At 63.9% G+C, this 25,469-nt stretch carries 28 protein-coding genes; 17 read left to right on the forward strand and 11 right to left on the reverse strand.

The annotated features are described in order from the left end of the window. Positions 1-4 precede the first annotated feature (4 nt). A complete protein-coding gene (locus DXY03_RS01050) occupies positions 5-604 on the reverse strand; it encodes an FKBP-type peptidyl-prolyl cis-trans isomerase (protein WP_115008753.1) in 600 nt (199 codons plus the stop codon). A 51-nt stretch (positions 605-655) separates the two neighbouring features. Further along, entirely contained in the window at positions 656-985 is a 330-nt protein-coding gene (locus tag DXY03_RS01055) for a phasin family protein (protein ID WP_006850663.1), read from the reverse strand. Positions 986-1,038: 53 nt separating this feature from the next. Between DXY03_RS01055 and lnt the strand changes: the two genes are divergently transcribed. Further along, entirely contained in the window at positions 1,039-2,454 is a 1,416-nt protein-coding gene (gene lnt / locus DXY03_RS01060) for an apolipoprotein N-acyltransferase (protein WP_115008754.1), read from the forward strand. On the opposite strand, the gene mnmA is transcribed toward lnt, so the two are convergent. Next, positions 2,406-3,557, reverse strand: coding sequence for a tRNA 2-thiouridine(34) synthase MnmA (gene mnmA / locus DXY03_RS01065; RefSeq protein WP_115008755.1), 1,152 nt, complete (start codon positions 3,555-3,557; stop codon positions 2,406-2,408). The two genes, lnt and mnmA, sit on opposite strands and share 49 nt — an antisense overlap. 98 nt (positions 3,558-3,655) lie before the next feature. Between mnmA and DXY03_RS01070 the strand changes: the two genes are divergently transcribed. Together DXY03_RS01070 and DXY03_RS01075 are read left to right on the forward strand one after the other, a co-directional pair. After that, on the forward strand, positions 3,656-5,131 hold the full coding sequence (locus DXY03_RS01070) for an NAD(P)H-hydrate dehydratase (protein WP_244272181.1): 1,476 nt from the start codon (positions 3,656-3,658) through the stop codon (positions 5,129-5,131). A gap of 179 nt (positions 5,132-5,310) precedes the next feature. Then, positions 5,311-6,240 carry an RpoD/SigA family RNA polymerase sigma factor gene (locus DXY03_RS01075; protein WP_115008757.1) on the forward strand — a complete coding sequence of 310 codons (930 nt, stop codon included), beginning with the start codon at positions 5,311-5,313 and terminating at the stop codon, positions 6,238-6,240. Between the two features lie 45 nt (positions 6,241-6,285). On the opposite strand, the gene pdhA is transcribed toward DXY03_RS01075, so the two are convergent. Next, positions 6,286-7,371 carry a pyruvate dehydrogenase (acetyl-transferring) E1 component subunit alpha gene (pdhA, locus tag DXY03_RS01080; protein ID WP_115008758.1) on the reverse strand — a complete coding sequence of 362 codons (1,086 nt, stop codon included), beginning with the start codon at positions 7,369-7,371 and terminating at the stop codon, positions 6,286-6,288. Between the two features lie 101 nt (positions 7,372-7,472). Between pdhA and DXY03_RS01085 the strand changes: the two genes are divergently transcribed. The 5 genes from DXY03_RS01085 (at position 7,473) to DXY03_RS01105 (ending at position 13,302) form a co-directional block, all read left to right on the forward strand. Further along, on the forward strand, positions 7,473-9,473 hold the full coding sequence (locus tag DXY03_RS01085; protein ID WP_115008759.1) for an ARC6/PARC6 family protein: 2,001 nt from the start codon (positions 7,473-7,475) through the stop codon (positions 9,471-9,473). A 68-nt stretch (positions 9,474-9,541) separates the two neighbouring features. After that, on the forward strand, positions 9,542-11,011 hold the full coding sequence (gene ffh, locus DXY03_RS01090) for a signal recognition particle protein (protein ID WP_115008760.1): 1,470 nt from the start codon (positions 9,542-9,544) through the stop codon (positions 11,009-11,011). 79 nt (positions 11,012-11,090) lie between these two features. Further along, on the forward strand, positions 11,091-11,498 hold the full coding sequence (gene rpsP, locus DXY03_RS01095) for a 30S ribosomal protein S16 (protein WP_115008761.1): 408 nt from the start codon (positions 11,091-11,093) through the stop codon (positions 11,496-11,498). Positions 11,499-11,506: 8 nt separating this feature from the next. Beyond that, positions 11,507-12,502 (forward strand): PhoH family protein, encoded by a 996-nt coding sequence (locus DXY03_RS01100; RefSeq protein ID WP_115008762.1) that lies wholly within the window; start codon positions 11,507-11,509, stop codon positions 12,500-12,502. 68 nt (positions 12,503-12,570) lie between these two features. Further along, positions 12,571-13,302: a Bax inhibitor-1 family protein gene (locus DXY03_RS01105; RefSeq protein ID WP_114988417.1), complete on the forward strand. Its 732-nt coding sequence runs from the start codon at positions 12,571-12,573 to the stop codon at positions 13,300-13,302. Positions 13,303-13,373: 71 nt separating this feature from the next. Here the strand turns inward: DXY03_RS01105 and DXY03_RS01110 are convergent, their stop codons facing one another. Continuing rightward, on the reverse strand, positions 13,374-13,895 hold the full coding sequence (locus tag DXY03_RS01110; RefSeq protein ID WP_115008763.1) for a hypothetical protein: 522 nt from the start codon (positions 13,893-13,895) through the stop codon (positions 13,374-13,376). Positions 13,896-13,970: 75 nt separating this feature from the next. On the opposite strand from DXY03_RS01110, the gene era reads away from it, so the two are divergent. From era to larB, 5 genes are all read left to right on the forward strand, one after another. Further along, positions 13,971-14,906 (forward strand): GTPase Era, encoded by a 936-nt coding sequence (gene era, locus DXY03_RS01115; RefSeq protein ID WP_115008764.1) that lies wholly within the window; start codon positions 13,971-13,973, stop codon positions 14,904-14,906. Positions 14,907-14,943: 37 nt separating this feature from the next. Further along, positions 14,944-15,405, forward strand: coding sequence for a phycobiliprotein lyase (locus tag DXY03_RS01120; RefSeq protein WP_115008765.1), 462 nt, complete (start codon positions 14,944-14,946; stop codon positions 15,403-15,405). Between the two features lie 6 nt (positions 15,406-15,411). After that, positions 15,412-16,617, forward strand: a complete 1,206-nt coding sequence (trmD, locus tag DXY03_RS01125) for a tRNA (guanosine(37)-N1)-methyltransferase TrmD (protein WP_115008766.1) — start codon at positions 15,412-15,414, stop codon at positions 16,615-16,617. A gap of 90 nt (positions 16,618-16,707) precedes the next feature. Next, a complete protein-coding gene (locus DXY03_RS01130) occupies positions 16,708-17,061 on the forward strand; it encodes a TIGR03792 family protein (protein ID WP_371637529.1) in 354 nt (117 codons plus the stop codon). Continuing rightward, positions 17,058-17,732 (forward strand): nickel pincer cofactor biosynthesis protein LarB, encoded by a 675-nt coding sequence (gene larB, locus DXY03_RS01135; protein WP_115008768.1) that lies wholly within the window; start codon positions 17,058-17,060, stop codon positions 17,730-17,732. The genes DXY03_RS01130 and larB overlap by 4 nt, the downstream gene beginning before the upstream one ends. A gap of 4 nt (positions 17,733-17,736) precedes the next feature. Here the strand turns inward: larB and DXY03_RS11980 are convergent, their stop codons facing one another. The 5 genes from DXY03_RS11980 to DXY03_RS01155 all read right to left on the reverse strand — a co-directional run bounded on the left by DXY03_RS11980 (position 17,737) and on the right by DXY03_RS01155 (position 21,313). Then, entirely contained in the window at positions 17,737-17,895 is a 159-nt protein-coding gene (locus tag DXY03_RS11980) for a hypothetical protein (RefSeq protein WP_170951347.1), read from the reverse strand. A 98-nt stretch (positions 17,896-17,993) separates the two neighbouring features. Next, entirely contained in the window at positions 17,994-18,938 is a 945-nt protein-coding gene (locus DXY03_RS01140; protein ID WP_115008769.1) for a DUF1517 domain-containing protein, read from the reverse strand. An 18-nt stretch (positions 18,939-18,956) separates the two neighbouring features. Further along, positions 18,957-19,175, reverse strand: a complete 219-nt coding sequence (gene thiS, locus DXY03_RS01145; RefSeq protein ID WP_115008770.1) for a sulfur carrier protein ThiS — start codon at positions 19,173-19,175, stop codon at positions 18,957-18,959. A 3-nt stretch (positions 19,176-19,178) separates the two neighbouring features. Further along, positions 19,179-20,237, reverse strand: coding sequence for a thiamine phosphate synthase (locus tag DXY03_RS01150; protein ID WP_115008771.1), 1,059 nt, complete (start codon positions 20,235-20,237; stop codon positions 19,179-19,181). Between the two features lie 134 nt (positions 20,238-20,371). Continuing rightward, positions 20,372-21,313 carry a bifunctional riboflavin kinase/FAD synthetase gene (locus DXY03_RS01155; RefSeq protein ID WP_115008772.1) on the reverse strand — a complete coding sequence of 314 codons (942 nt, stop codon included), beginning with the start codon at positions 21,311-21,313 and terminating at the stop codon, positions 20,372-20,374. Positions 21,314-21,367: 54 nt separating this feature from the next. Between DXY03_RS01155 and DXY03_RS01160 the strand changes: the two genes are divergently transcribed. Then, on the forward strand, positions 21,368-21,928 hold the full coding sequence (locus DXY03_RS01160) for a DUF3611 family protein (RefSeq protein WP_006849623.1): 561 nt from the start codon (positions 21,368-21,370) through the stop codon (positions 21,926-21,928). On the opposite strand, the gene surE is transcribed toward DXY03_RS01160, so the two are convergent. After that, on the reverse strand, positions 21,913-22,722 hold the full coding sequence (gene surE / locus DXY03_RS01165; RefSeq protein WP_114988405.1) for a 5'/3'-nucleotidase SurE: 810 nt from the start codon (positions 22,720-22,722) through the stop codon (positions 21,913-21,915). The two genes, DXY03_RS01160 and surE, sit on opposite strands and share 16 nt — an antisense overlap. Before the next feature lie 71 nt (positions 22,723-22,793). Between surE and pheS the strand changes: the two genes are divergently transcribed. From pheS to DXY03_RS01180, 3 genes are all read left to right on the forward strand, one after another. Further along, on the forward strand, positions 22,794-23,801 hold the full coding sequence (gene pheS / locus DXY03_RS01170; protein WP_115008773.1) for a phenylalanine--tRNA ligase subunit alpha: 1,008 nt from the start codon (positions 22,794-22,796) through the stop codon (positions 23,799-23,801). Positions 23,802-23,881: 80 nt separating this feature from the next. Further along, positions 23,882-24,790: an NAD(+) kinase gene (locus DXY03_RS01175; protein WP_006851915.1), complete on the forward strand. Its 909-nt coding sequence runs from the start codon at positions 23,882-23,884 to the stop codon at positions 24,788-24,790. Continuing rightward, positions 24,787-25,464 carry a winged helix-turn-helix domain-containing protein gene (locus tag DXY03_RS01180; protein ID WP_115008774.1) on the forward strand — a complete coding sequence of 226 codons (678 nt, stop codon included), beginning with the start codon at positions 24,787-24,789 and terminating at the stop codon, positions 25,462-25,464. The genes DXY03_RS01175 and DXY03_RS01180 overlap by 4 nt, the downstream gene beginning before the upstream one ends. The last annotated feature ends 5 nt before the right edge of the window (positions 25,465-25,469 follow it).

The raw sequence follows: 25,469 nt of genomic DNA on the forward strand, positions 1-25,469 counted from the left end.
CCGCTTACTTCTTCACGTCGAGCAGTTCCACCTCGAAGATCAACGTTGCGTTTGGGGGAATCACACCACCGGCGCCACGGCTTCCGTAGGCGAGGTCGGAAGGGATCACCAGCTTGCGCTTTCCACCCACTTTCATCCCGGCGACGCCTTCATCCCAACCCTTGATCACTCGGCCAGCCCCAAGGGGGAAGCTGAAAGGGGTGCCCCGGTCGTAGCTGGCATCGAACTGCAGTCCATCTTCCAGGGTGCCGCGGTAGTGCACCACCACCGTTTGGCCGGGGGTGGCCTCGTCGCCGCTGCCCACCTCCAGCTCGATGATTTTCAGACCACTGGCGGTGATGGTGGTGTCAGGGGCATCGAGGGGGCCGCCGAGGGCTGAGGCGTCGGCTGGAGCGGAATCGTTGGCCATGGCGAAAAGAGTCGGGTTGGGGTCGTCAGGGTCGAGTTCGAAGCTCAACGCCTTCTGGGGTTTCGAAGCCTCGCTGCGAACGGCAGCAGGCTGCGCCGGGGCTGCGGAAACGGTGGAGGGGGCCACGATCTGGCTGACCAGGGCAAGGAGCAGGCAGGCCACACAGACCGTTGTGCTGATGATGATGTCGCGCACGGAAAGGCTTCTGTTGCGCTGATTCTGACCTCCGGTCCGCGGCGCCGGCGTTCATTCAGGCCGGTTCATCTGCCGCAGCTGTTGCTCGAGGCGATCAATGCGGCCGCGCAGCTCATCCACTTCCTTCTGGCTTGGAACGCCGAAGTCCTGGAGAAGGTTGTCGCGGTTGCGTTCCAGGTTGCGCCCCATCTGCTGTTCCAGTTCGGGGGTTTCCCCGCGCAGGGCCTTGAGCACGTCGTCCACCAATGCGGACGCTTCGTTCGGATCCAGCCGGCCACTGCTCACCCAGTTCTGGGTGACGCCGCGCAGACGCTCAGCAACAAGGGTGGTGGTGCCCAGGCCGCGGAGCAGCAGTTGCTGAAGAGGATTCGCGGCATCCATGGCGACAGGTGGGCGGGTCCGATCCAGGATGCCTTTGGCCGGGACTGCTGACCATGAGCAATCACCAACTGCAGGCCGGATCGCGGGCCTTGTTGGGCGGCGTCCTGGCCGGCGTGGCTCCCTCCCTCGGCGGCCCCCTGCTGATGGTCCCTGCCCTGGCGCTGCTCTGGTCCGTGGTTGAGCGTCCCCGCTGGTCGGCGGCCTGGGGACTGCTGGCTGTTTTGATCAGCCACCGCTGGTTGCTGGCCCTGCATCCACTCACCTGGATGGGCGTTCCCGCCTGGCTCAGCCTGCCTGTGGCACTGGCCCTCTGGTTGGCCTGCGGGAGCCTTGCCGCTCTGCTTCTGGCCGGATGGTCTGTTCTGTCGCGGCGGCTGCCTCGCCGTTGGCCGCGTCCAGTGCGGCTGATGCTGCTGGCCGGGCTCTGGGCCCTGGCTGAACTGGTGCTGTCGGGGTCGCCGTTGTTCTGGATCGGCGTCGGCGGCACCACCCTTCCCTGGGACCGCCCCCTGGCGGGATTGGCCCGCTGGTTCGGTTCCGGAGGGCTGACCTGGCTGCAGTTGTGCTGGGGCTGCTGCCTGCTGGCGCTGTTCGAGCAACCCGCAGCCTGGCGTCGCTGGGGCTTGCTCGGATTGGCCAGTGTGCTTCTGGCCCATGGCTTGGGCAGCTGGCTGTTGTTGGCGCCGCCGCCGCCGGTCGGTTCCGTTGCTCTGGGGGTTTGGCAACCCGCTGTTCCCACGCGAGAAAAGTTCGATCTGGAGCGTCAACGGGCGCTTCCCCAAGCTCTGGTGGAGGCGATGCGTCAGCTGGAGCCCACCAATCCGGCTGCTGTGGTGGCTCCGGAAGGAGCGCTGCCGGCGCATTTTCAGCTGCCGGTTGAGGCTCCAGCCATTCCTCTGATCAGTGGCGGATTTCGTTGGGTCCGGGGTCAGCAGCGCAGTTCTCTGTTGCTGTACGAGCCGCCGGCCCGCTTTCCTGTTCCCTTGGCTGACAAGCACCGTCTGGTGCCGATTGGGGAATGGATCCCGCCCCTGCCCGCCGGGCTGACGGCAGGACTGTCTGCGGTGGGTGGATTGACCCCCGGTCCGGCCCCGAGAACGATGGAGGTGGTTGAACCCCCTGCGGCCGTTGCGATCTGCTACGAGATCGCCGATGGTGTGGCTTTGGCACGGGCCGCTGCCGATGGCGCCACCTGGCTCCTGGCCATCGCCAATCTCGACCCCTACCCGCTGCAGCTGCAGAAGCAGTTCCTGGCCCTGGCGCAGTTACGGGCGATCGAGACAGGACGGGATCTGCTCAGCGTTGGCAACACGGGCCCCACGGCGCTGATTTCGGCCAACGGGTCGGTGCAGTGGTTGCTTGCACCTGAGGCTTCAGGCGTCGCTGAGGCCCTCGTTCTGGTGCGCCAGCGCGTCACGCCCTATTCCCGTTGGATCAGCCCCCCACCCAGAACGGTGTCGCCGTCGTAGAAAACCGCCGCCTGGCCTGGCGTGATCGAGAACTGCTCCTCCTCGAAGCTGAGGTGGCAGCGGTGGGGCCGCTGCCGCTGCTGATCGGCTTCGGTGGCCGGGAGGGGTGAAAGCTCCGCACGCACCGGCGCACTGCGGTAGCGCACTTGCACCTCAACGGTTCGTGGCGCCTCGATCGGGGCAATCGACACCCAGTTCACCGCCCCCACCACGCAGCTGTCTCGGCCGGCTTCAGCCCGGGGTGCGACGACCACTCGATTCATCGCAGCGTCAAGGCGGATGACGTGAAGCGGTTCGCGCCAGGCCACACCGAGCCCTTTGCGTTGGCCGATGGTGAAGTGTTCGATGCCGTCGTGCTCGCCCACAACAGTCCCGTCCGAAAGCACGATTTCCCCCTGCCGCGGGGGCAGATAGGCATCCAGGAACGCCCGCATCGATCCGTGGTGGTCGGCCAGGCAAAGATCCTGGCTTTCCGGTTTTTCTGCGGTGCGCAGACCGTGGCGGGCGGCTTCGAGCCTTGTGTCGGGTTTGGTCAGTTCCCCCAAGGGAAAAACGATGCGCCCCAGAACCTCCTGGGGTAGGTCGTAGAGGAAATAGCTCTGGTCCTTGCGGGTATCGAGGCCCCGCAACAGCTGATGGCGCCCTTGATCGCCGCCATGGCGGATCCGGGCGTAGTGGCCGGTGGCGATGCGGGGCAGCTTGCGCTCCTGCAGTGCCCAATTAAGCATCGGTCCGAATTTCACCGATCGATTGCACTGGGAGCAGGGCAATGGCGTGATCCCATCGCGATAACCATCCACCAGCCTTTGCACGATCTCCTGTTGAAACGTCTCCCGCGTGTCCACCACGTGGTGGGGAATGCCGAGCTGCTCACAGATGCCGGCTGCATCCACCAGCCCCTCGGCGCAACAGGCCCCTTTCCCGCTCATCAGCCAGAGGGTCAGGCCTTCCACCTGCCAGCCCGCTTCCACCAGCAGTGCCGCCGTCAGGGAACTGTCGACGCCTCCAGAGAGACCAACGGCCACGCGGTGCTCCCCGGGCCATTGCCGCAGGCGCTCAAGAGCAGCCTCTCCAGCGCGGGTTGTGATGGATCCAACGGCCATGGGCGGCGCAGGGAGTTCTCTCCATAGTGAGGTCCCGGCAACCGCAACTGGTGTGGCCTCCCACTGATTCTGATCATCTGCTTCTGGATGCCGCGTCCATGGCCGCCTGCGAACAGAGGTTGTTCGACAGTGGCATGCCTGTTGCAGCCTTGATGGAGAAGGTGGGGCTGGCCATGGCGGCTTGGCTGCTGGCGCGCCGGGATCTGCTGCGCCATGGCGTTGTTGTCCTGGTGGGGCCCGGTCACAACGGTGGCGATGGTTTGGTGGTGGCTCGGGAGTTGCACCTTGCTGGCATTGAGGTGTCGTTGTGGTGTCCCCTGCCGATTCGCAAGTCCCTCACCGCTGAACATCTGCGCCATGGCGAGTGGCTTGGTCTGCAGCGCCTGGCTGACGAGCCCGAACCCGGCGGAGCCGCACTTTGGCTTGATGCGGTGTTCGGTCTCGGCCAGAGTCGGCCGCTGCCTGAGTTCTTGGCGGATTTGTTCCGGCGTCGGCAGCAGCTGCAGCCTGGGTCGTTGATCAGCCTGGATTTGCCGTCAGGCCTTTGTTCAGACCAAGGAACTGTGCTGGGCGAGCAGGCAGCCTGTGCCTCGGTCACCCTCAGCGTTGGCTGGATCAAGCGCGGGTTGTGTCTGGACCCGGCCCGTCCCTGGGTGGGTGCGCTGGTGCGGATCGATCTGGGCTTGCCGCCTTCGGTGATGAGCAACGCCGCTGCGGTCTTGCCGCGCCGCCTGCCGGTGACAGAGGCCTGCTCGGCCCCGTTACCGCCGCTGCCGCCCACGGCGATGAAGTACGAACGCGGCCGCTGCCTGGTGGTGGCGGGCAGTGATCGTTATCCCGGCGCAGCACATCTGGCGCTGCGGGGGGCCATGGCCAGTGGCTGCGGATCAGTTCAGGCCGTTGTGCCGCCCCGTCTGCAATCCGGCTTGTGGCAGGTGTTGCCGGAGGTGATGCAACTGGAGGACGGGGTGATTCCAGAGCGGCTGGATGCGGTTTTGGTCGGACCCGGTCTGGGGGAGTCCAGCCATTGGTGGAGCCAGTGGTCGGAGCAGATGCTCAGCGTCGCTGGTTTGCTGGTGCTCGATGCCGATGGCATCAACGGTCTGGCGGCCAGTCCGGAGGGGTGGCTTTGGTTGTTGAAGCGGCGGGGGCCCACCTGGCTCACGCCCCATGCGGCCGAGTTTGCGCGGTTGTTTCCAGACTGTGGAGCAGGTGACGCGCTGGAAAAGGCGATGTCCGCAGCCCGCTGCAGCGGTTGCTGCATTTTGCTGAAGGGGGCGCATTCGGTGCTGGCGGATCCATCGGGTGCAGCCGTGGTGCTGACCGGCACGACCCCACGGGTGGCCCGCACCGGCCTGGGTGACGTGCTGGCCGGTTTTGCCACCGGTTGGGGTGCCCAGGCGGTTGCAGCACAGCAGCAGCCTGGGCTGGAAAGCTTCACTGCCGCTGCGGCTTTGCACGGTTTGGCGGCCGTTCGTGCTCGCTCCAGTGATGCTTCTGCGATTGCGGATTGTTTGAAAATCAATACAGCGCGGTGTCAGAAAAAGCAAACAACGATGTTCAACGAAGTCTGAACAAATGATTCGTTTTGATTGCCTCGGCTGGCAGGTCCCAAAAGAGCTTTTCTTAGTTTTTAAATCTTTCGTAAATCTGAAATGTTGCGGTTTGCTGTTCTGAATCTGAAGGGTTGCTGAAAACACTTCGACATTCTTTCTGTTCGTAGGAAAGTCAACTCACTTCCGCAGCACCCAAGGTGTCCACAGCTTCCAAGCCGCTGGAGACGCAACGCCGGCGCAGCAGCGACCCCGTCAGTTGGTATCTCGCCACCATCGGCAGAATTCCACTCCTCACCCCAGCTGAAGAAATCGAGCTGGGCAATCAGGTGCAGGCCATGATGGCCCTCACCGAAGACGGTTCCCGTGAGTTCGAGGATGGAGAACTCACCACTGCACAGCGCCGTCTTCTGAGGATCGGTCGCCGTGCCAAAGAGCGGATGATGAAGGCGAACCTTCGTCTTGTGGTCAGCGTTGCCAAGAAATATCAAGGCAAAGGTCTGGAATTGCTCGACCTGATTCAGGAGGGTTCCCTCGGCCTGGAACGTGCTGTCGAGAAGTTCGATCCCACCCGGGGGTACAAGTTCTCCACCTATGCCTTCTGGTGGATCCGCCAGAGCATGACCCGCGCCATTGCCTGCCAGTCGCGCACGATCCGGCTCCCTGTTCATCTCAGTGAGCGGCTCACCACGATCCGCAAGGTGAGTCTTGATCTCGCCCACAAGCTCGGCGCAATGCCCAGCCGTGTGGAGATTGCCGAAGCCATGGACATCCCCTTGGATGAGCTGGATTCGCTGCTACGTCAGGCGCTCACCACCAGCAGCCTGGATGCTCCCGTCAACGGTGAGGAGGGGCGCAGCTTCCTTGGGGATCTGATCGCTGATTCATCCCTCGATGAACCGCTCGAGATCGTGGAACAGCGGATTCATCACGAGCAGCTGGGCCGCTGGTTGAGTCACCTCAGCGAACAGGAGCAGCACGTTCTGCGCATGCGCTTCGGGCTTGAGGGCAACGAGCGTCACACCCTGGCTGAAATCGGACGCCTGATGGAGGTGTCTCGCGAGCGAGTGCGTCAGGTTGAACTCAAGGCGCTGCGCAAGCTGACCCGCCGTCTCCCGAGCGGCATCTGAGCCGCCCCGGGAGAAGTTGGTTTCAACGGATCCCGTTCGGTTGAATCAGTCTTCCGCCCAGATGTAGCGGGTGAGTTCTGCGGGATCTGGCTCGGGTGCGGAGAGGGCGAAGTCAACACAGTCCTGAACGATGCCGTCGATGTCCTTTTCGATGGCGCGCAGTTCCTCGCTCTTCACCAGACCCGCTTGGGTCAGGTCCCGCTCGAGGGCTTTGAGGGGATCACGTTTGGCCCAGAACTGCTTCTCTTCCTCCGCCCGCAGTTCGTCCGGGTCGGCCAGGGAGTGGCCCCGGAAGCGATAGGTGAGGCACTCCAGCAAGGTCGGACCTTCACCCGCCCTGGCCCGTTCCACCGCGCGTTGGGCCGCTGCCCGCACCGCCAGAACGTCCATGCCGTCCACTTCTTCTCCGGCCATGCCGAAGGAGCTGGCCTTGCGCCAGATCTCCGGGTCACTGGTGGCCCGGTCGTGGGCCATACCAATGGCCCACTTGTTGTTCTCGACCACGAAAATGATCGGCAGCTTCCACAGCTGCGCCATGTTCATGCACTCGAAGAACTGACCGTTGTTGCAGGTTCCATCGCCGAAGAACGCTGCTGTCACGGCGTTGCTGGAGGCATCACCGAGGGCGTCGCGCTTGTAGCGGCTGGTGAAGGCAGATCCAAGTGCCACGGGAATGCCCTCAGCGATGAAGGCAAACCCGCCCAGAAGGTGATGCTCCTTGGAGAACAGGTGCATTGAGCCGCCACGACCCTTGCTGCAACCGGTCTCCTTGCCGAAGAGTTCGCTCATCACTTCGCGGGCCGGCACGCCGGCACTCAAGGCATGCACGTGGTCGCGGTAGGTGCTGCAGAACCAGTCGTGCTGACGCTTCATCGCACCGATCACACCGGTGCTCACCGCTTCCTGACCGTTGTAGAGGTGCACGAAGCCAAACATCTTGCCCCGGTAGTACATCTCGGCGCATTTGTCCTCGAAGCGCCGGCCCAGGGTCATGTCTCGGTACAGCTCCAGACCGGTCTCCCGGTCCACGCTGGCCCGTTGTGCCGTCACCAATTTGGAGAGCCGTTCGGCATGGGGACCAGCAGTCGCAGTGCCAATCGGAGCGGAATCGACAGCGAGGTCCTGACCCATGTCCACCTAAGGGATTGCAATCAACTTTAAGGGCCAACCGACGAGCGATGGGCAAAACCCCTGACACTGACTAAGATCCGCGTCTCCTCGCAGCGGCGCTGTTGGATCTGCCCATCGATCATTTCCGACTTCTGGGCGTCAGTCCATCGGCAGCGCCAGAGGCGATTCTGCGCCGCTTGGAAAGCCGCTGTGACAGTCCTCCGGATCAGGGCTTCACCCACGAGGTTCTGCTCATAAGGGCCGATCTGCTGCGCCGCTCCGCCGATCTGCTGACCGATCCCGCTGACAGGGCCGAGTACGAAGCAGCCCTGTTGCGCCTCAGTGAATCCCATCCCAACGGCACGGTGGGCTTGGACCTTCCCACCAGCAGTGAGGTGGCGGGCCTGATGCTGCTTTGGGAGGCCAATGGCGCTCTCGAGGCCTTTCAGTTGGCGCGGCAGGGTCTCCAACCGCCTCAGGCCCCCGCCCTCGGCAGTGGCCGTGAAGCAGACCTGACGCTCCTGGCTGCCCTGGCCTGCCGCGATGCTGCCGTGGAGGAACAGGACCAACGGCGCTATGAGTCGGCGGCCCAACTTTTGATCGACGGTATTGAGCTGCAACAACGGATGGGCAAGCTCCCCGACCAGCAGCGCCAGTTGGAAGACGCCTTGCAAGGGCTGACTCCCTTCAGGATTTTGGATCTGCTCAGCCGTGATCTCGGCGATCAGGACTCCCATCAACGGGGGTTGACGCTGTTGGATGAGCTGGTTGTGGCCCGTGGTGGCCTGGAGGCCACCGATGCTGATGGTGATCAGCCCGGCAGCCTCAGCCAGGAGGATTTCGAATCGTTCTTCCATCAGATCCGCCGCTTCCTCACCGTTCAGGAGCAGATCGATCTGTTCAGCCGCTGGTTTGAGGGGGGCGCAGCCGATGCCGGTTTCCTCACGGTTCTGGCTCTCACCGCAGCAGGGTTCTCGCGGCGCAAGCCTGAGTTCCTCGAGCAGGCCCGCGACCGGCTGCAGACGCTTGCCAATGCCGACCTCGATCCCATGCCGCTGCTTGGCTGCCTGGATCTGCTGTTGGGCAACGTCAAAGATGCGGATCGGCATTTCGCCGTCCTGAGAGATCCGGATCTTCAGGCCTGGTTTTTGAACCACCCTGGCGATCGGTTGGCCGCGCAATGCGAGTACTGCCGGGCCTGGCTTGAACGCGATGTGTTGCCGGGATATCGCGACGTCGATGCCTCCGGTGCTGATCTGGATGCCTGGTTCGCTGATCGTGACGTGCAGGGTTTTGTTGATCGTCTCGATCGCAAGGCGTCGCGCCAGATCGGTGCTGAAGAGATCAGCCTGGCCTGGGCAACGGCAGGCGATGCATCCCTTGCGGCCTCGAGCGACGCAGCTGAATTAGACCAGGACGTTGACTTCGAAGACGCGGATGCCACGCCGTTCTGGCAACAACGTCTCTGGCAACAACGTTTCTGGCAGCAAAGTTGGTTCCGCCCCGCTGCTGCCGCTGTGGCCCTGGTTGGGATCACCGTTGCGGGTTTCGGCCTGGTTCGACGCAACTGGGATCCTGCACCGCTGTTGCCGGAAACCGCTTCACTCTCCGCTGAGCAGCAGGCTGGCGACGAGGTTGACGAGACGCAGGAGCTCGATGCTGCTTCGTCTCCGGTGGATGACGAGCCCATCGCGAGCCTGAAGCCCGACCTTGAGCCTTCAGCGCCCACAGAACCACTGCTCAGTGAGGCCCCCACCCAAGCTGAGCTTCAGGCGTTGCTCCAGGGATGGCTTGATGCCAAGGCGTTGATGCTCTCCGGTGAGCCGGCAGATCTTTCCGTCGTGGCCAGGGAGCCCCTGGTGAAGCGCGTGGAGCAGGAGAGGGAAGCTGATCAGGCTGCAGGGCGATCCAAGTCGATTGATGCCTCCATCACCAGCATCGAGGTGGTCGACCGCAAGCCTCAGAGGATTGAACTGCTGGCCCAGGTGGCCTACAGCGATCGCCTTCAGGCTGCTGATGGAACCGTCATTGATGAGACGGCACCGACTGATTTCAGCGTGACTTACGTGCTCGGCAGAGATGGAACCCAATGGCGTTTGCACGACTACATCCCGGGCTCATGAGTTGCTTGCCCGGGTTGTTTGACCGTCGCTTTTTACGATCACCCCATTGATCCAGGGGCGTAACGCCGATGTTCGACGAGCTTTCAGCCCGTTTTGAGGATGCGGTCAAGGGGCTGCGTGGCCAAGACAGCATCAGCGAAACCAACGTCGATGGAGCCCTGAAGGACGTCCGTCGGGCCTTGCTGGAAGCCGACGTCAGCCTGCCGGTGGTGAAGGAGTTCGTGGCTGAGGTCCGCGACAAAGCCGTTGGTGCGGAGGTGGTGCGCGGGGTCAGCCCGGATCAGAAGTTCATCCAGGTGGTCCATGAACAGCTCGTGGAGGTCATGGGGGGCGATAACGCTCCTCTGGCCAAGGCAGCTGAAGCTCCCACCGTCGTGTTGATGGCCGGCCTTCAGGGTGCCGGTAAAACCACCGCAACGGCCAAGTTGGGCCTCCACCTCAAGGATCAGGGGCGACGAGCCCTGATGGTGGGCGCCGACGTTTACCGACCAGCCGCCATCGAGCAGTTGAAAACGCTCGGTGCTCAGATCGATGTGGAGGTGTTCAGCCTCGGTGCTGAGGCCAAACCGGAAGACATTGCAGCCGCTGGTCTGGCCAAGGCGAAAGAGGAAGGCTTCGACACGCTGCTGGTCGACACCGCCGGTCGCCTCCAGATCGACACCGAGATGATGGAGGAGATGGTGCGGATCCGCACTGCTGTGCAGCCCGATGAGGTGCTGCTGGTGGTGGATTCGATGATCGGTCAGGAAGCGGCCGAACTCACCCGCGCCTTCCACGACCAGGTGGGCATCACCGGAGCGGTGCTCACCAAGCTTGATGGTGATTCCCGCGGTGGTGCCGCCCTTTCGATCCGCAAGGTGAGCGGTCAGCCGATCAAGTTCATCGGCACCGGAGAGAAGGTGGAGGCCCTGCAGCCGTTCCATCCCGAACGGATGGCCAGCCGCATCCTCGGCATGGGTGATGTGCTGACGCTGGTGGAGAAGGCCCAGAAGGAGGTCGAACTCGCCGACGTCGAAAAGATGCAGAAGAAGCTGCAGGAGGCGACGTTTGATTTCTCGGACTTCGTGAAGCAGATGCGCTTGATCAAGCGCATGGGCTCGCTGGGGGGTCTGATGAAAATGATCCCGGGCATGAACAAGATCGATGACGGCATGCTCAAGCAGGGGGAGCAGCAGCTCAAGCGCATCGAGGCCATGATCGGCTCGATGACCCAGCAGGAGCGGGAAAATCCCGACCTCCTGGCGAGTCAACCCTCAAGGCGTCGCCGGATTGCCAGCGGCAGCGGCCATCAGGCCGCAGATGTGGACAAGGTGCTGGCCGACTTCCAGAAAATGCGCGGCTTCATGCAGCAGATGAGCCAGGGCAACATGCCCGGCATGGGAGGCATGCCCGGGATGGGTGGCATGCCGGGCATGGGCGGAATGCCAGGAATGCCTGGAATGGGTGGCATGCCCGGGGGTGGAGGTCGTCCCGGTCGCGGTGGACCACCGAAGCGGCAGCGACCCGCCAAGAAGAAGAAGGGCTTCGGGGATCTGTGAGGGCGGAACGGTATGGTGGTTGTTTGGCGGGCCTTTGGGCTTCGCCGGACCACCTCTTTTCCTTCATTCCAGGGCCACGATGATCAAGCTCCGCCTGAAGCGGTTTGGCAAGAAGCGGGAAGCGAGCTTCCGCCTCGTGGCCTGCAACAGCACCTCGCGTCGGGACGGTCGTCCCCTGCAGGAGCTGGGCTTCTATAACCCGCGGACGAAGGAAACGCGCCTCGACACCGAGGCCATCCGTGAGCGTCTGGGTCAGGGTGCCCAACCCACAGATGTGGTTCGCACGCTGCTCGAGCGCGGCGGTCTTCTGGAAAAGACCGTGCGTCCTGCAGAGACCGTGGGCAAGGCCAAGCAAGCGGCCAAGCGTGAAGCTGATGCCAAGCAAGCCGCCAAGGAGGCTGCTGAGGCCAAGGCTGCAGCTGCTGAGGCGAAGGCTGCAGAAGCTGCAGCCTCTGATTCCTCAGAATCCGAATCCACCGAGGGCTGATCATTCCGGTGTCTGACGACGGCGAACGCGGCCGTTTCGTTCTCGACCTGCCTGATCCCGATGCTGCACTGGCCCTCGCCGGTGAAGCGGAAACAACCCTGCATCGCCTGGAAGTTCTGACAGGAGCCTCCATGGTGTTGCGGGGTCTTCAACTGGTGATCACCGGGCGGCCAATGCAGATTGAGAGGGCTGCTGCGGTTGTGGAATTGGTGCGCCCGATCTGGCAGGACGGCCAGTCGGTGTCACCGGTGGACCTCCAGTCAGCGCTGGGAGCGCTCAACACCGGCCGCGGCGATGACCATGCCGCCATGGGCGAGCAGGTGTTGGCGAAAAGCCAGAAGGGCAACCTGCTGCGCCCGCGCACTCTGCGCCAGAAGAAATACGTGGACGCCATGGAGCGCCACGACCTCACCTTTGCCCTCGGTCCTGCCGGCACCGGCAAAACCTTTCTCGCCACCGTTCTCGCGGTTCGGATGCTCACCGAACGCAAGGTGGAGCGTTTGATTCTCACCCGGCCGGCTGTTGAAGCCGGGGAGCGCCTGGGCTTCCTGCCGGGCGACCTGCAGCAGAAGGTGGACCCCTATCTGCGTCCGCTCTACGACGCTTTGCACTCCCTGCTCGGAGCGGAGAAAACCACTGTGCTGTTGGAGAAGGGCGTGATCGAGGTCGCTCCCCTGGCTTACATGCGAGGCCGCACCCTGAGCGATGCCTTTGTGATCCTTGATGAGGCTCAGAACACCACGCCGGCTCAGATGCGCATGGTGCTCACCCGCCTGGGGGAGCGTTCGCGAATGGTGGTGACCGGAGACATCACCCAGGTGGATCTTCCGTCCACCGTGCAGAGCGGTTTGGTGGAGGCGTCCGAGGTGTTGGAGGGCGTTGAAGGGGTTGCGGTCTGCCGCCTCACCGCTGCGGATGTGGTGCGCCATCCCCTCGTGCAGCGGGTGGTGGAGGCCTATGCCCGCCGGGACGAACGCAAAACGCCCAAAGTTCAGCGTCGATAGGGAGATCCACACCCCAATCCCTTGTCACCGCTGGCAGGATGTGATGAGTCTTTGGTGACCTGGTCGACATGCCAGCAAGCAGCAATTTCCAGGAGGCGATCCGCGAGGCGCAATCGAGCGCCCTCGTCGGCCCCAACGTCGTCAATAAAGCGCTGCCCTACGTCGGCGGCGGCATGGTGCTCACCTCAATCGGGGTGATTGGTGGTCTTTCGATGATGGCCACACCGCTGTTCATGCCCCTGTTCTGGGTGGCTGTGATCGGCAACCTGGTGCTGTTCTTCGTGGCGCAGAACGTCGCCTTGAAGGGCAACAACGCCACAGCCTTGCCGCTGCTGTCGGTCTACAGCCTGATCACCGGTTTCACCCTGAGTGGTCTCGTGGCTTTGGCGGGAGCCGTTGCGGGTGTGGGTGCAGTCGGCACCGCCGCACTGGCCACCGGAATCACCTTCGTGATTGCCTCGATCGTTGGCCGTCGCATGAGCGATTCCGTTGGCCAGGCGCTCTCCGGAGTGGTGGGTCTTGGATTGATCGGCTTGATCCTGGCGATGGTCGTCCAGTTCATCGGCGGCATCTTTGCCCCTGCCATGTTCCATGGCACCAGCTTCGAGCTGATGATCGCCGGATTCGGCACCGTTCTCTTCGTGGGCGCCGCCTTCGTCGACTTCTACACGATGCCCCGCTCCTACCGCGATGACCAATACCTGGCAGGTGCCCTGAGCATGTACCTCACCTACATCAACCTGTTCATCTTCATCCTGCGCCTGATCATCGTGCTCAACGGTGGCGGTCGTCGCGACTGACCTTCGCGACTGACGATGCCAACGCATCGAATCAACCTTCGCCCCGGCCTGTCCGGGGTTTTTTTTGTGGCTTAGCCCTCAGCCACGGCATAGACGCTGTCTCCGATGGCTTGTTTCTGCTCGGCGTCGTACCCCCACTTCTCCAGGAAGGCGACGTCCTCACCGCGGTTGTCGAGGGCTGCGGCCAGCAGTTGCTCCAGGCGCTCCTTCACCTCCGCTGGTTCCAGCAGTCTGAGCAGTTCAATGCAACGGCTGCTGACCCTCTCCGAGCCGGCTTGCTGGGCCTCATCTCCCGACCGCCGGTGATGCACGGCCATGGCGGTGCTCATGGCCAGATTGCGGACGCTCAGATCCACAACGCCAGCCCCGGCGCCCCGCAGTTGCCCCACGACGGCATCGGGCAAACGATCCATCAGCACGCTCTCGCCCGCCAGGCTCACTACGAAAAATCCCCGGGCACCATCGCGGCTGGCCACCATTTCACCGATGCGGTCGGCCAGCACCTCATCGCTGATCTCCTCGTTGTCCCACTGCTGCAGCCAGGCCGCTGTGATTTCCATGGCCTGCTGGAAGGTGGGTTGCTGATCCGCCATGGACCTGTTCAATTCCTGCCCTAAGGCTATGGGTCGATTCAACGGGTCGATCCAATGGCGGCGCAGACTTAGAGCATGCACGCAACTCCACTGCCAGAGAATTACCGTTCTGGCTTCATCGCACTGATCGGTCGCCCGAACGTGGGCAAATCCACGCTGGTGAATCAGCTGGTGGGGGAGAAAGTGGCAATCACATCGCCCGTGGCCCAGACCACCCGCAACCGCTTGCGGGCCATTCTCACCACGGAGGTGGCCCAGATGGTTCTGGTGGATACGCCTGGCATCCACAAACCCCACCACTTGCTGGGGGAACGGCTGGTGAAGAGTGCCCGCAGTGCCATCGGTGAAGTGGACCTGGTGGTGTTGCTGTTGGAGGGCTGCGAGCGCCCGGGGCGTGGTGATGCCTTCATCGTGAATCTGCTGCAGCAGCAGTCCCTGCCGGTGCTGGTGGCCCTGAACAAGTGGGACAAGTTGGCGGAGGAACACCGCTCTGAAGCGGAAGAGGCCTATGCCGCCCTGCTGCAGGAGACGAATTGGCCGGTGCACCGCTGCAGCGCCCTGTCAGGCGATGGCTGCGCGGAGCTCACAGCAGCGATGGCGGCTCAGTTGCCCTTGGGGCCACAGCTGTATCCGCCCGAAATGGTGAGTGATCAACCGGAGCGGGTACTTCTGGGAGAACTCATTCGCGAGCAGGTGCTTCTGCACACGCGAGAGGAGGTGCCCCACAGCGTTGCCGTCACCATTGATCGCGTTGAGGAGTTGCCGGCCAAGGGCAAGGGTGCGGGTCGCACGGCCGTGTTAGCCACGGTTCTTGTGGAACGGAAGAGTCAGAAGGGGATCCTGATCGGCAAAGCCGGGGCGATGCTCAAGACGATCGGCCAGGGGGCGCGGCTGCAGATGCAGGTGCTGATTGATGGCCCGGTGTATCTGGAGCTGTTCGTCAAGGTGGTGCCTGATTGGCGCAGCAAACCGGCCCGCTTGGCGGAGCTGGGTTACACGGGGGATCAATAACGAGAAATGCCTGCCCCACGGCTGAGATGATGGGCGCATGAGTGAACAAGCCTTTCCCCCGGAAGACCCTGGCTCCTTTCTGAGCCTCTGCGACGGGGAGTGGATGAGTCTGCGCAGTTGCTTTGAGCTGGCTGCCGGTGGTGATGACGAGTGGCACAGCAGCGAACGGGGTGAACTCACCGTTCGCTGCGTGAGCGAGCAGGGGGCTCTCGGCCAACTGCAGGTGCAGGCCCCTGGTGGAACCAGCAGCACCCTCACCTTCGCCGCTGATGGACAGCTGATCCTCGATGGTGATTCCCCAGGCAACTGGAGGTTCTGGCCTGACGGCAGCATGGAGTTGAATCTCAGCTTGGCTGACGGCGTGCAGGTTCAGGAGCGGATCTGGTTCACGCGGGCCAACCTGCGCCTGCGCAGCACTACGGCGGTGGATGCCCAGGGAACACCGGTGCAGGGCAGTTTCTGCACGGACATCCGCAGGGTGTCCAAACCCGCGGCCTGAGGCGGCATGGCCCTCTACCGCCTTGATGTGGTGAGCCTGGCGCCGCAGGCGTTTGCTCCTCTGCTGGAGCTGGGGGTGATCGGTCGTGCCTTCAACGCGGGCATTGCCGAGTTGCATCTACACAACCCCAGGGACTTCGCCACGGATCGCCATCGCAAGGTGGACGACGAGCCTTACGGGGGCGGTGCCGGCATGGTGCTCAAGCCCGAGCCGGTGTTCGCCGCGATGGAGGCGATTCCCCGCAGTCCCCGCAGCCGGGTGCTGTTGATGTCACCGCAGGGGTGTCCCCTGCAGCAGGCGGATCTGCAGCGTTGGTCCAGTGACCACGATCAACTGGTTTTTCTCTGCGGTCACTACGAGGGCTTCGACGAGCGGATTCGCGGCCTGGCCGATGAGGAGGTGTCGATGGGTGATTTCGTCCTCACCGGTGGTGAGCTGCCGGCGATGACGGTGATCAACGGTGTTGTGCGCCTGCTGCCCGGCACGGTGGGGACCGCCGATTCCCTGGTGGAGGAAAGCCACAGTGCACTCCTCCTGGAACACCCGCATTACACCCGCCCCGCCGACTTCCGCGGCATGACCGTTCCGGATGTGCTGCGCAGTGGCGACCATGGTGCCATCGCTCGATGGCGCCAGGAGCAGCGGGAGCAGCGCACCCGCGAGCGGCGGCCCGATCTGTTTGCACGCTGGCAGACCGCGACAATGAATGACCCTTCAGATCCCGGCATGGAGCTGCGCATCGGCAACGGATACGACATCCATCGGCTGGTGCCCGGACGGGCCCTCATCCTGGGGGGTGTGACCCTGGACCATCCCGATGGTCTTGGCCTTGATGGCCACAGCGATGCTGATGTGCTGGTGCATGCGGTGATGGATGCACTGCTTGGGGCCCTTGCCCTCGGTGACATCGGCAAGTATTTCCCCCCCACCGATCCCCAATGGAAAGGGGCCGACAGCTTGAAGCTGCTGGATCAGGTGGTGAAGCTGGTGAAGGAGCGCGGCTGGTCGGTGGTGAACATCGATGCGGTGGTGATCGCCGAGCGCCCCAAACTCAAGCCGCATATCGCCGAGATGAGCAGCCGGATGGCGTCTGCGATCGGTATCGCCCCCGATGCAGTGGGTGTGAAGGCCACCACCAATGAAGGCTTGGGTCCGGAGGGACGGGAAGAGGGCATCAGTTGCCAGGCTGTGGCCCTGCTGCAGCGGAGCTGAACCGTGCGTCGCCTCAGGTCTGTTCTGCTTAGGGTCATTGCACCTTGTTTGGCATTGGTTCTGTTGTTGGGCGGGCTTTCGGAGACAGAGGTGCGAGCAGAGTCCGACCCGACACGTGCTGACGTGGTGGCTGTGGTGGAGCACCTGCGGCTGCAGGTCCCCCGGGAGAGCCGTGAGCAGTGGATGGCGGCGGAACGCGGCAGCTGGGAGCCTTGGCTGAAGCAACAGCCGGGTTTTCTGGGCCGTGATCTGTTCTGGGATCCGGCCACCGAAGAGGGAACGCTGCTGATTCGTTGGAGCAGTCGTAAGGCATGGAAATCGATCTCCATGGCTGAGGTAGAGACGGTTCAGGAGCGCTTCGAGACCTTGGCCCGCGAGCAAACAGGACAGCGCCAGGGCAACCCATTCCCGCTGGTATTTGAAGGGGAACTGTTGCCGCAGTGACCACCCCGGATGCTCGCCTCGATCTGCGGCGCCGTCAGCGCTTGGGCATGGTCGAGGCCGTGTGGGGGGAACACAAGACAGCCGATCAGATCATCGCCATCCTTGAAAGCTTTGCCGCTGCAGGAGAACTGGGTTTGGTGACCCGGGTGAATCCCGAAAAGGCGGCACGGGTGTGTGAGGCGTTGCCAGCGGTGGAGCTGCATGCCGACGCTCGCTGCCTCACCCTGGGTGTATTGCCTCCTGTGCCTGCGTCACCGGCTGCGGTGGCGGTGCTCAGCGGAGGCAGCAGTGATCGCACGGTGGTGGCGGAGGTCAGCTTGGCCCTGCGTTGCCACGGCATCGGCGTGGATCCTGTGATGGATGTGGGGGTGGCTGGATTGCACCGCTTGTTGGATCAACTGCCCCGTCTGGCCACAGCGCGGATCCTGATCGCCTGCGCGGGAATGGAGGGTGCGTTGCCGACGGTGCTGGCTGGTCTGGTGCCGCAACCGGTGATCGGCGTCCCGGTTTCGGTTGGCTATGGAATCAGTGCAGGGGGACGAACCGCTTTGGAAGGCATGCTCGCCAGCTGTGCCCCAGGGTTGACGGTGGTGAATATCGACAACGGCTACGGCGCAGCCATGGCTGCATTGCGGATGCTCAGGGGCTGTGCCCCGGACGCTGCAAGCTGAGGCTTCAAGCCGCAGCGGAAGGATCGATCTGGCCGAGACGCTGCAGCTCAGCGCTGTTGTGATCGCACTCCACCTGCTGAAGCGCATGCACAAGAGCATCCAGATCAGCCCGCGCCAGCTCACCGTCCTGTTGCCATTGCATGGAGCGGGGGTCGGGAGCCAACGCTGGAGGTGCGCAATCTGATCAGGCCAAGCTAGGCCTGATTGCTGGGGAGAAATACTCAGAAAACCTGTAGATGAGCCACGAATTGCTCTGGCATCTCAGAGGTGTTGGAGGTTGGGGTAAGCCGTCACCAGGTCGTTGGCGCTCAGCACATCTCCGCGACCTTCCGGTTGCCAGATCACTTCCAGGGCCATGAGTTCACTGGAGGCTGTGGAACCAAGAATGCGCAGGGTCTGGCGCAGATCTTCTCCGGTGTCGGCTCCGGCGAGCTTGGCCGATGCCGTGGAGGCCACCAGCAAGGTCACAACGATGAATTCGTTGGTGGCATCAGCGTCTCCAGTGCTGTTGCTCGTGTCCGTGGTCCGCTGTCCGCCGACGTTGCTGGTGAGCTCAGCGTCCAGCTTGCTGCGCTCGTTCATCGAGAGGCGATTGAACGTCGATTCAGCCGAACTGAAGGGAACACTGCCGCTCTCGGCATTGGCGTAAACCCAGAGGTCCGGTTGGCGCAGCAGGGCCAGGGTTGTCTCCTGCAGCAGTCTCTGCAGACCTGAGGAACTGCTGGTGTCTGAAGAGGCGGCCAAGGAGCGCAGATCCTCCTGCAGGGATTTGGCACTGGCCAGCAGGCCCACCTGCACCTGAATCATGTTCACGTTGCGCGGTATGGCCGGCGCTGCAGCAGCACCACCGATCGAGGGGGCATTGCCAACGCCACGAAGGGCGTTCACCAGCACGCCTGCGACAGCCATCAGGATCAGCAGACCAAACAGCCCGCCCCCACCGAAGCCGAAGATGGGGATGAGGAAGGGGAAGCCCATCCCGCCGCCGCGGTAGCCACCGCCGTAGCTGCCACCCCGGTAACTCCCACCGGATCGCGGCATCGAAGGAGCGCGGAAACTGCCCCCTCCCATGCGCCCACCGCGGGCGGCATCAGCCGGCTGTGCCTGGAACAGGCAGAGCCCCACAATCACCAGCGGCAACAGGAGCGATGCGAGCAGTCGTCGGGATCGTGTCAACAGTCGGGGAGTGGCCACAGCAGCGCCCACAGCATTGATCCGGCGACTCTAGGAACCACCACCAACGATGGTGACGATCTCAAGGGTGTCGTCATCCTTCACAACGATGCTGTCCCAGCGGCTGCGGGGTGCGATCACACCGTTGTGCTCGGCCACCACCAGCTGGGGGTTGTTGGCCAGCAAGGCAACAACCGCCGCCAGGCTGGCGGGATCCGGTGCTGAATCCAGCACGCGGGTTTCACCGTTGACCATCAGGGTGAGAGGCATGGCTCAGAACGTGGCGTGGTCCAGCTGTTGGAGCAGTTGCCGCGAGGCCAGACCGCTGTCATCTGCGTGCATGATCGCGCCGATCACGGCCGCGCGCTGGCCACCTGCCGTGAGCAGTGCCGGCAGGTTGGCCGAGGTGATTCCACCGATGGCGAAGACGGGGCGTTGGCTGATCGCAGTGGCCTGCGCCAGGAGCTCCACACCAACAGGCTTCCGCTCGGGTTTGACGGCCGTGGAATGGATCGGGCCAAATCCGAGATAGTCGATTGGCTCCTGCTGAGCCTGATGAACCTGATCGATGCTGCGGGTACTGCGGCCCAGCAGACGATCAACGCCCAAGAGATCGCGGGCGACCTCGCTGGGCATGTCGTCCTGGCCCAGGTGCACCCCATCCGCATCCACCGCCAGGGCCAGGTCCACACGGTCATTGATGAACAACAGCGCCCCGAAGCGGTTGCAGAGCTGCCTGAGCTGCTGCGCCTCCCGCAGGCGTTCGCGGTCGTTCCCCGCTTTGCAGCGGTACTGCACCATCCCCACGCCGTTCCGCAGGGCGGCCTCCACCCGATCGCTCAGGTCATCGCAGGGGGTCGTGATCAGGCAGAGGTGAGCGTCCTTGAGTTTGTTGCGTCGCCGTGCTCCCAGGGTGGCGTTGAGGCAGGTCACCTCCAGGTCGTAAAGCCCATAGCGGATCGCTGCGGCTTCAGCGGCCAGCGCAGGATCGATGGTGCGGCCGTACTCCTCCAGCACCCGCAACGCCTCCTGCACCCGGGCGCAGTTGGCCGCCACCACATGGTCGGGGCTGTGGCGATCGAGTTGGGCCGGATGCTCCAGTCCGGCGCCGGTGTCGGTGCTGGTGGAGCGGGCCTGCTTGTAGGTGTCGTGATGGAGTCGACCCAGGCGTTGACGCCAGTCCTTGAGGCGCACCACCAGATCCTGTTGCTCCAGCCCGAAGCGGCACCAGTCCTCAACCACCCTCAGGCCTTCCCGGGCACGGTCGAGGTTGGCGTCGATCAGGCGTGCCACCCGTGGATCCAGGTATGCATCGCTTGGGGTTGGATTCATGGCACCCTGTGGGCAACGGTTTCGGCGTAGGTCATGGAGAACGGTGGTTCTGAGAGCACCATGCACGTTCTGGTCTGGGGAATCGTCCTTCTCGGCGGCATCGGCGTGTTCATCGTCTGGGGGCTGGTGAATGCCTATCCGACCGCGGCCTGAGAACCGGTCTGAAGGATCGTGCGGGCCTGGGCTGCGTCGCGGCCGATCTGGCTGCTGAGCTCCTCGAGGCCGCTGAATTTGGTCTGGCCGCGCAAGCGCTGCACCGGCTCGACGCCCAGCTGCCGGCCTCCCAGTTCCAGGCTCTGATCCAGAAGGTGCACCTCCACGGCTGAAGGGGACGTGGGATCGATCGTGGGTTGGGGCCCGAGGTTCATCACGGCTGGCAGCCGATCGCCATCCCCATCCAGTTGGGCCCAAGCGGCGTAGACGCCAAGGCCTGGCAAGGCCTTACGGCCATCCACCTGGAGATTGGCGGTGGGCCAGCCCAGTTCACGCCCCAGGCCTCGGCCCCGCACCACCCGTCCCTGAAAGCGGTAGGCCCGGCCCAGCAAGGCTTTGGCGGTGGTGAGGTCGGCCTGGTCGAGGGCCGCGCGGATGCGGCTGCTGCTCATCCGGCCCCCTTGGTCTTCAACAATCGGCACCACCTTCACCTCAACGTCGCTGCGAGCCGCCAGCCGTTCCAGCATTTCGGCGTCACCGCGCCGCTGATGACCGAAGCGGAAGTTGGTGCCCACGGCAATGCGCCGGGCCTGAAGTGTGTTCAGCAGCACGCTGGTCACGAAGTCCTCCGCACTCAGCTGAGCCAGCTCGCGGGTGAAGGGCACCAGCACGAGCTGCTGGATCCCCAGCGGTTCCAGCAGAGTGAGTTTTTCGCTGGGTAGATCCAGCCTCAGGCGTGCCTCCCCGAACAGCACCTCACGGGGATGCGGCCAGAAGCTCACAACCGAGGCAACGGCATCGTCCGGGCTGTCCTGGATGGCCTCGGCGATCACGCGGCGATGGCCGGCATGCAGGCCATCGAAACTCCCCAGCGCCAGGGCAGTGGGCCGACGGGCTTCCTCTGGAGAGCAGAGCGGAATCAAAGAGGTGCAGAAGGGGCGCTTTGGTGGCAAGTTTGAACGACCGAGCACCAGGGCATGCCAGACCGCCTCGATTTCCAGAAGTTGTCGTTCGGCGTGCGTCGGATGGGATGGATCCGATTCTGGATCCAGGTGGTTCTCGGCATCGTTGTGGTGGGCGTTCTGCTGTTCAACAACATCGGCGGCAGCTTGGCCCGCAATTCCGAACGTGCCGTGGGTCTGGGGCCTGGCCTTTCGCTCACATCCCTGGCCTTCCTCGTGCTGCTGTTCAGCCTCTGGCAGGGCTGGCTGATCGTTCGCACCGGTCGGGCCATCGACAGCGCGGCCCGTCCCAGTCGGGGCGAAGTGGCGCGGCTGATCAAACGGGGGCTGTTGGCGGATCTTCTGGGTCTCACCTTCGCCACCATCGGCTATCAGGCCCTCGCCGGCAGCCTGTTCGTGCAGGCCTCAATGCAGACTCCGGGCATTGCCATCGGCGGCCGCGGCATGGCCGACAACCTGGCGATCACCTCCCTGGAAATGCTGTCTGTGCTCAGCAACACCCAGGTGCTGTTCGCCCACCTGATCGGGGTGTTGTTCTCCCTCTGGTTGCTGCAGCGGGTTTACCGCACCAGTTGATCCTTGAGCTTGAGCTGCGGCAGTCCGCTGAGGGGGCCCCGCCAGAACAGGTCGGGCTGGATCGGTGTGAGTGAGGGGGAATTGGCGTGGATCTGGGCCACATCACTGGGCCAATCCCTTGGGCCTTCTCCGGCTGATTCCAGATCCTGCACGGCTTCTCCGGCCAGCCAGTAGTAGGCGCGGCCACGGGGGTCTTCCCGACGGCTGAATTGCTCGTCGTAGCGCCGGATCGAGAGACGGGTCCAGCGCAGTGCTCCCATCTCCTCCCGGGCACAGGGGGGGATGTTGAGGTTGAGCAGCAGGTTGTCGGGCCACTGGTCGGCGATGGCCTGTTCACTCACCTCAAGGGCAAGGTCGGCGGCCGCCTGAAACTGACGCCACTGGAAGCAGGCGCTGCTCACCGCCAGGGAACGAATGCCCTCCAGGGTGCCTTCCATCGCTGCGGCAACAGTGCCGGAGCAGAACACATCTGTTCCCAGGTTGGGGCCGTGATTGATGCCGGAGAGCACCAGGTCTGGCTTCTCCTTCACCAGTTCGAACAGGGCCAGCTTCATGCAGTCGGCGGGGGTGCCACTGCAGGCCCAGGCGGTGACCCCTGGGGCGAACAGTTCATCGGCCCGCTCGGCGCGGATGGGGGTCTGCAGGGTGAGGCCATGGCCGGTGGCCGACCGTTCCTGATCCGGGCAGACCACCGTCACCTGATGGCCGCGGGCTGCCGCTGCGGCGGCCAGGGTTCGGATGCCGTCGGCGAAGACCCCATCGTCATTGCTGATCAGGATCCGCAGCGGGGCCATGAGGTTATACGCACTGAGGTGAACCTAAGCGGCACGGCTGCTTACAGTCGGCAGCTGTATGTTCCATCCCTGTGAGCGCACCGGTCACCCTGCAGCAGCTCACCGATCAACTCGATGCCCTCGAGCAGCAGGCCGCGGCGGAGATCGCCGAGGCGGCCGATGCCGCTGCGCTGGAGCAACTGCGGGTCGGGCTGCTGGGCAAGAAGGGGCGCATTTCCGGTGTGCTCGGGGCGATGGGCAAGTTGCCCGGTGAGGAGCGTCCCCTGGTGGGTCAGCGCGCCAACGTGCTGAAAACGCAGGTGCAGTCGCTGTTGGGAGAGCGGCTGCAGGCCGTGAAGCAGGCGGCCATGGCGGAGCGCATCGCCAGGGAAAGCCTCGATGTCACCGCCCCGGCCTCCGGGGTGCCGATGGGCCATCGCCATCCCCTGATCACCACCACTGAAGAGATCGTCGATCTGTTCCTGGGCCTCGGCTACAGCGTGGCCGAGGGGCCTGAGGTGGAGCGGGATCACTACAACTTCACTGCGCTGAACATCCCCGAGGACCATCCGGCCCGGGACATGCAAGACACCTTTTATCTCGGTGGTGACCTGCTGATGCGGACCCACACCTCCCCGGTGCAGATCCGTCACCTCGAAGAGAACCCGCCGCCGGTGCGGATCGTGGCTCCCGGACGGGTGTATCGCCGTGATGCCGTTGATGCCACCCACTCGCCGGTGTTCCACCAGGTGGAGGTGCTGGCCATTGATGAAGGGCTCGATTTCAGCCACCTGCGCGGCACGGTGATGGCCTTTCTCAAGGCCTTCTTCGGTAACCTGCCGGTGCGTTTCCGGGCCAGTTATTTCCCCTTCACCGAGCCCTCCGCCGAGGTGGATGTGCAGTGGCGCGGCCGCTGGCTGGAGGTGATGGGCTGCGGCATGGTGGATCCCGCCGTGCTGGAAGGGCTGGGCCTCGATCCGGAGCGCTACAGCGGTTTTGCCGCGGGCCTTGGGGTGGAGCGCTTCTGCATGGTGCGCCATGGCATTGACGACATCCGCCGGCTGTACACCAGCGATCTGCGCTTCCTCGAGCAGTTCTGATCGGGAACCTTCGTTACTGAGCGGCGTTCTGTTCTCGCGCGTCCCATAGGCTGAGGCTGACCTCTACCCGTCGTGGATCAGTGCCCCGGATCGGACTGATCGTCAATGACGGCAAGCCGCTGGCGGTGCAGACGGCGGACACGATTCAGCAGCGCCTGGAGGCTGCCGGCCATGCCGTGGAGCGGGCCAGCAGTTCCGGGGGCATGGTGGGCTTTGCCAACCCCGATCAGCACCTGCGCCTGCGCGGCTACAGCGCCTGTGTGCCCAAGGGCTTCGATCAATCGATGGTGTTGGCCATCGTGCTGGGGGGTGACGGCACGGTGCTTTCCGCCGCGCGGCAGACCGCCCCAGTGGGGATTCCGATTCTCACGATCAACACCGGCCACCTGGGATTTCTGGCCGAGGCCTATCTCGATGATCTGGATCGCGCCCTCGATGTGGTGCTCACCCAGCAATGGACGATCGAGGAACGCAGCAACCTCGTGGTGAGCGTGATGCGGGGTGATCAGCGCCGCTGGGAGGCGCTGTCTCTCAACGAGATGGCCCTGCACCGTGAGCCGCTCACGAGCATGTGCCACTTCGAGATCGCCATCGGCCGCCACGCCCCGGTGGATATTGCCGCTGATGGTGTGATCCTCTCCACGCCGACGGGTTCGACGGCCTACGCCCTCAGCTCCGGTGGGCCGGTGATCACGCCGGATTGTCCGGTGCTGCAACTCACCCCGATCGCGCCCCATTCCCTGGCCTCCCGCGCCCTGGTGTTCAGCGACCGTGAACCCGTCACGATTTTTCCAGCCACGCCGGAGCGGCTGATGATGGTGGTGGACGGTAGTGCCGGTTGCTACGTCTGGCCGGAAGATCGGGTGCTGATCCGTCGCAGCGATCACCCCGTGCGCTTTGTGCGCCTCGCCGACCATGAGTTCTTCCAGGTGCTGCGCAACAAATTGGGTTGGGGCCTGCCCCACATCGCCAAGCCCGAGCGGGAATGAACGCTGATCCCCTGTTGCTGTTGGCAGGCCCTTCGGCGGTGTCGCTGGCGCCCCGTCTGGCTGCATCGGGCTACGCCACCCTCGATTGGCTCAGTGCCGGGCCCTCGGCCCATGCCCCTGAACCGGGTGAATCTCCAGTGGCCGCTGTGCTGGCGGCCGATCAGGCCGCATTGATTCAAGACCTGCGCAGCCGTTTCGGGGCCATGCCGATCCTGTTGGATCTGGAACGCGACAGCGTTGAGGCTCGCGCCGCCTGCCTGGGAAGCGGTGCCGATGATTTCTGGCTCTCGGAGATCGGGCCCAGCGATCTGTTGTTGCGTCTGCGCCTGCACCGCACGATTCAACAGCGCTCGGGGCAGCGACCGGCGCTGCTTGAGCTGGACGATCTCAGTGTCGATCCCGCCAACCGAACGGTGCGGCGGGGAGACCGTGTGGTGGCGTTGACGGCCCGGGAATTCATGCTGTTGCAGGTGCTCTTGCGGCGGCGCGGCCAGGTGTTGAGCCGCGAGCTGCTGCTTCAGGAGGTGTGGCAGGGGGAGCGTTCCAGCAGCAATGTTGTGGAGGTGTATGTGCGCTATCTCCGCCAGAAGCTGGAGGCCGGTGGAGAACGCCGTTTGCTGCACACCGTGCGCGGCCGGGGGTATTGCCTCGGGCAGGTGTTGCCGGAGGCTTGAGCGGC

This window comes from Synechococcus sp. N5, assembly GCF_900473925.1.
Lineage (GTDB): Bacteria > Cyanobacteriota > Cyanobacteriia > PCC-6307 > Cyanobiaceae > Parasynechococcus.

Excerpts from the sequence above, each read along its gene's own strand:
- DXY03_RS01055 (WP_006850663.1), bottom strand. The coding sequence starts at position 985 with ATGGATGCCGCGAATCCTCTTCAGCAACTGCTGCTCCGCGGCCTGGGC.
- DXY03_RS01160 (WP_006849623.1), top strand. The coding sequence starts at position 21,368 with ATGCCAGACCGCCTCGATTTCCAGAAGTTGTCGTTCGGCGTGCGTCGG.
- DXY03_RS01120 (WP_115008765.1), top strand. The coding sequence starts at position 14,944 with ATGAGTGAACAAGCCTTTCCCCCGGAAGACCCTGGCTCCTTTCTGAGC.
- pdhA (WP_115008758.1), bottom strand. The coding sequence starts at position 7,371 with ATGGGTCAGGACCTCGCTGTCGATTCCGCTCCGATTGGCACTGCGACT.
- DXY03_RS01105 (WP_114988417.1), top strand. The coding sequence starts at position 12,571 with ATGCCAGCAAGCAGCAATTTCCAGGAGGCGATCCGCGAGGCGCAATCG.
- lnt (WP_115008754.1), top strand. The coding sequence starts at position 1,039 with ATGAGCAATCACCAACTGCAGGCCGGATCGCGGGCCTTGTTGGGCGGC.
- thiS (WP_115008770.1), bottom strand. The coding sequence starts at position 19,175 with ATGCCTCTCACCCTGATGGTCAACGGTGAAACCCGCGTGCTGGATTCA.
- era (WP_115008764.1), top strand. The coding sequence starts at position 13,971 with ATGCACGCAACTCCACTGCCAGAGAATTACCGTTCTGGCTTCATCGCA.
- DXY03_RS01070 (WP_244272181.1), top strand. The coding sequence starts at position 3,656 with ATGGCCGCCTGCGAACAGAGGTTGTTCGACAGTGGCATGCCTGTTGCA.
- DXY03_RS01110 (WP_115008763.1), bottom strand. The coding sequence starts at position 13,895 with ATGGCGGATCAGCAACCCACCTTCCAGCAGGCCATGGAAATCACAGCG.
- surE (WP_114988405.1), bottom strand. The coding sequence starts at position 22,722 with ATGGCCCCGCTGCGGATCCTGATCAGCAATGACGATGGGGTCTTCGCC.
- ffh (WP_115008760.1), top strand. The coding sequence starts at position 9,542 with ATGTTCGACGAGCTTTCAGCCCGTTTTGAGGATGCGGTCAAGGGGCTG.
- mnmA (WP_115008755.1), bottom strand. The coding sequence starts at position 3,557 with ATGGCCGTTGGATCCATCACAACCCGCGCTGGAGAGGCTGCTCTTGAG.
- DXY03_RS01150 (WP_115008771.1), bottom strand. The coding sequence starts at position 20,237 with ATGAATCCAACCCCAAGCGATGCATACCTGGATCCACGGGTGGCACGC.
- DXY03_RS01180 (WP_115008774.1), top strand. The coding sequence starts at position 24,787 with ATGAACGCTGATCCCCTGTTGCTGTTGGCAGGCCCTTCGGCGGTGTCG.
- trmD (WP_115008766.1), top strand. The coding sequence starts at position 15,412 with ATGGCCCTCTACCGCCTTGATGTGGTGAGCCTGGCGCCGCAGGCGTTT.
- rpsP (WP_115008761.1), top strand. The coding sequence starts at position 11,091 with ATGATCAAGCTCCGCCTGAAGCGGTTTGGCAAGAAGCGGGAAGCGAGC.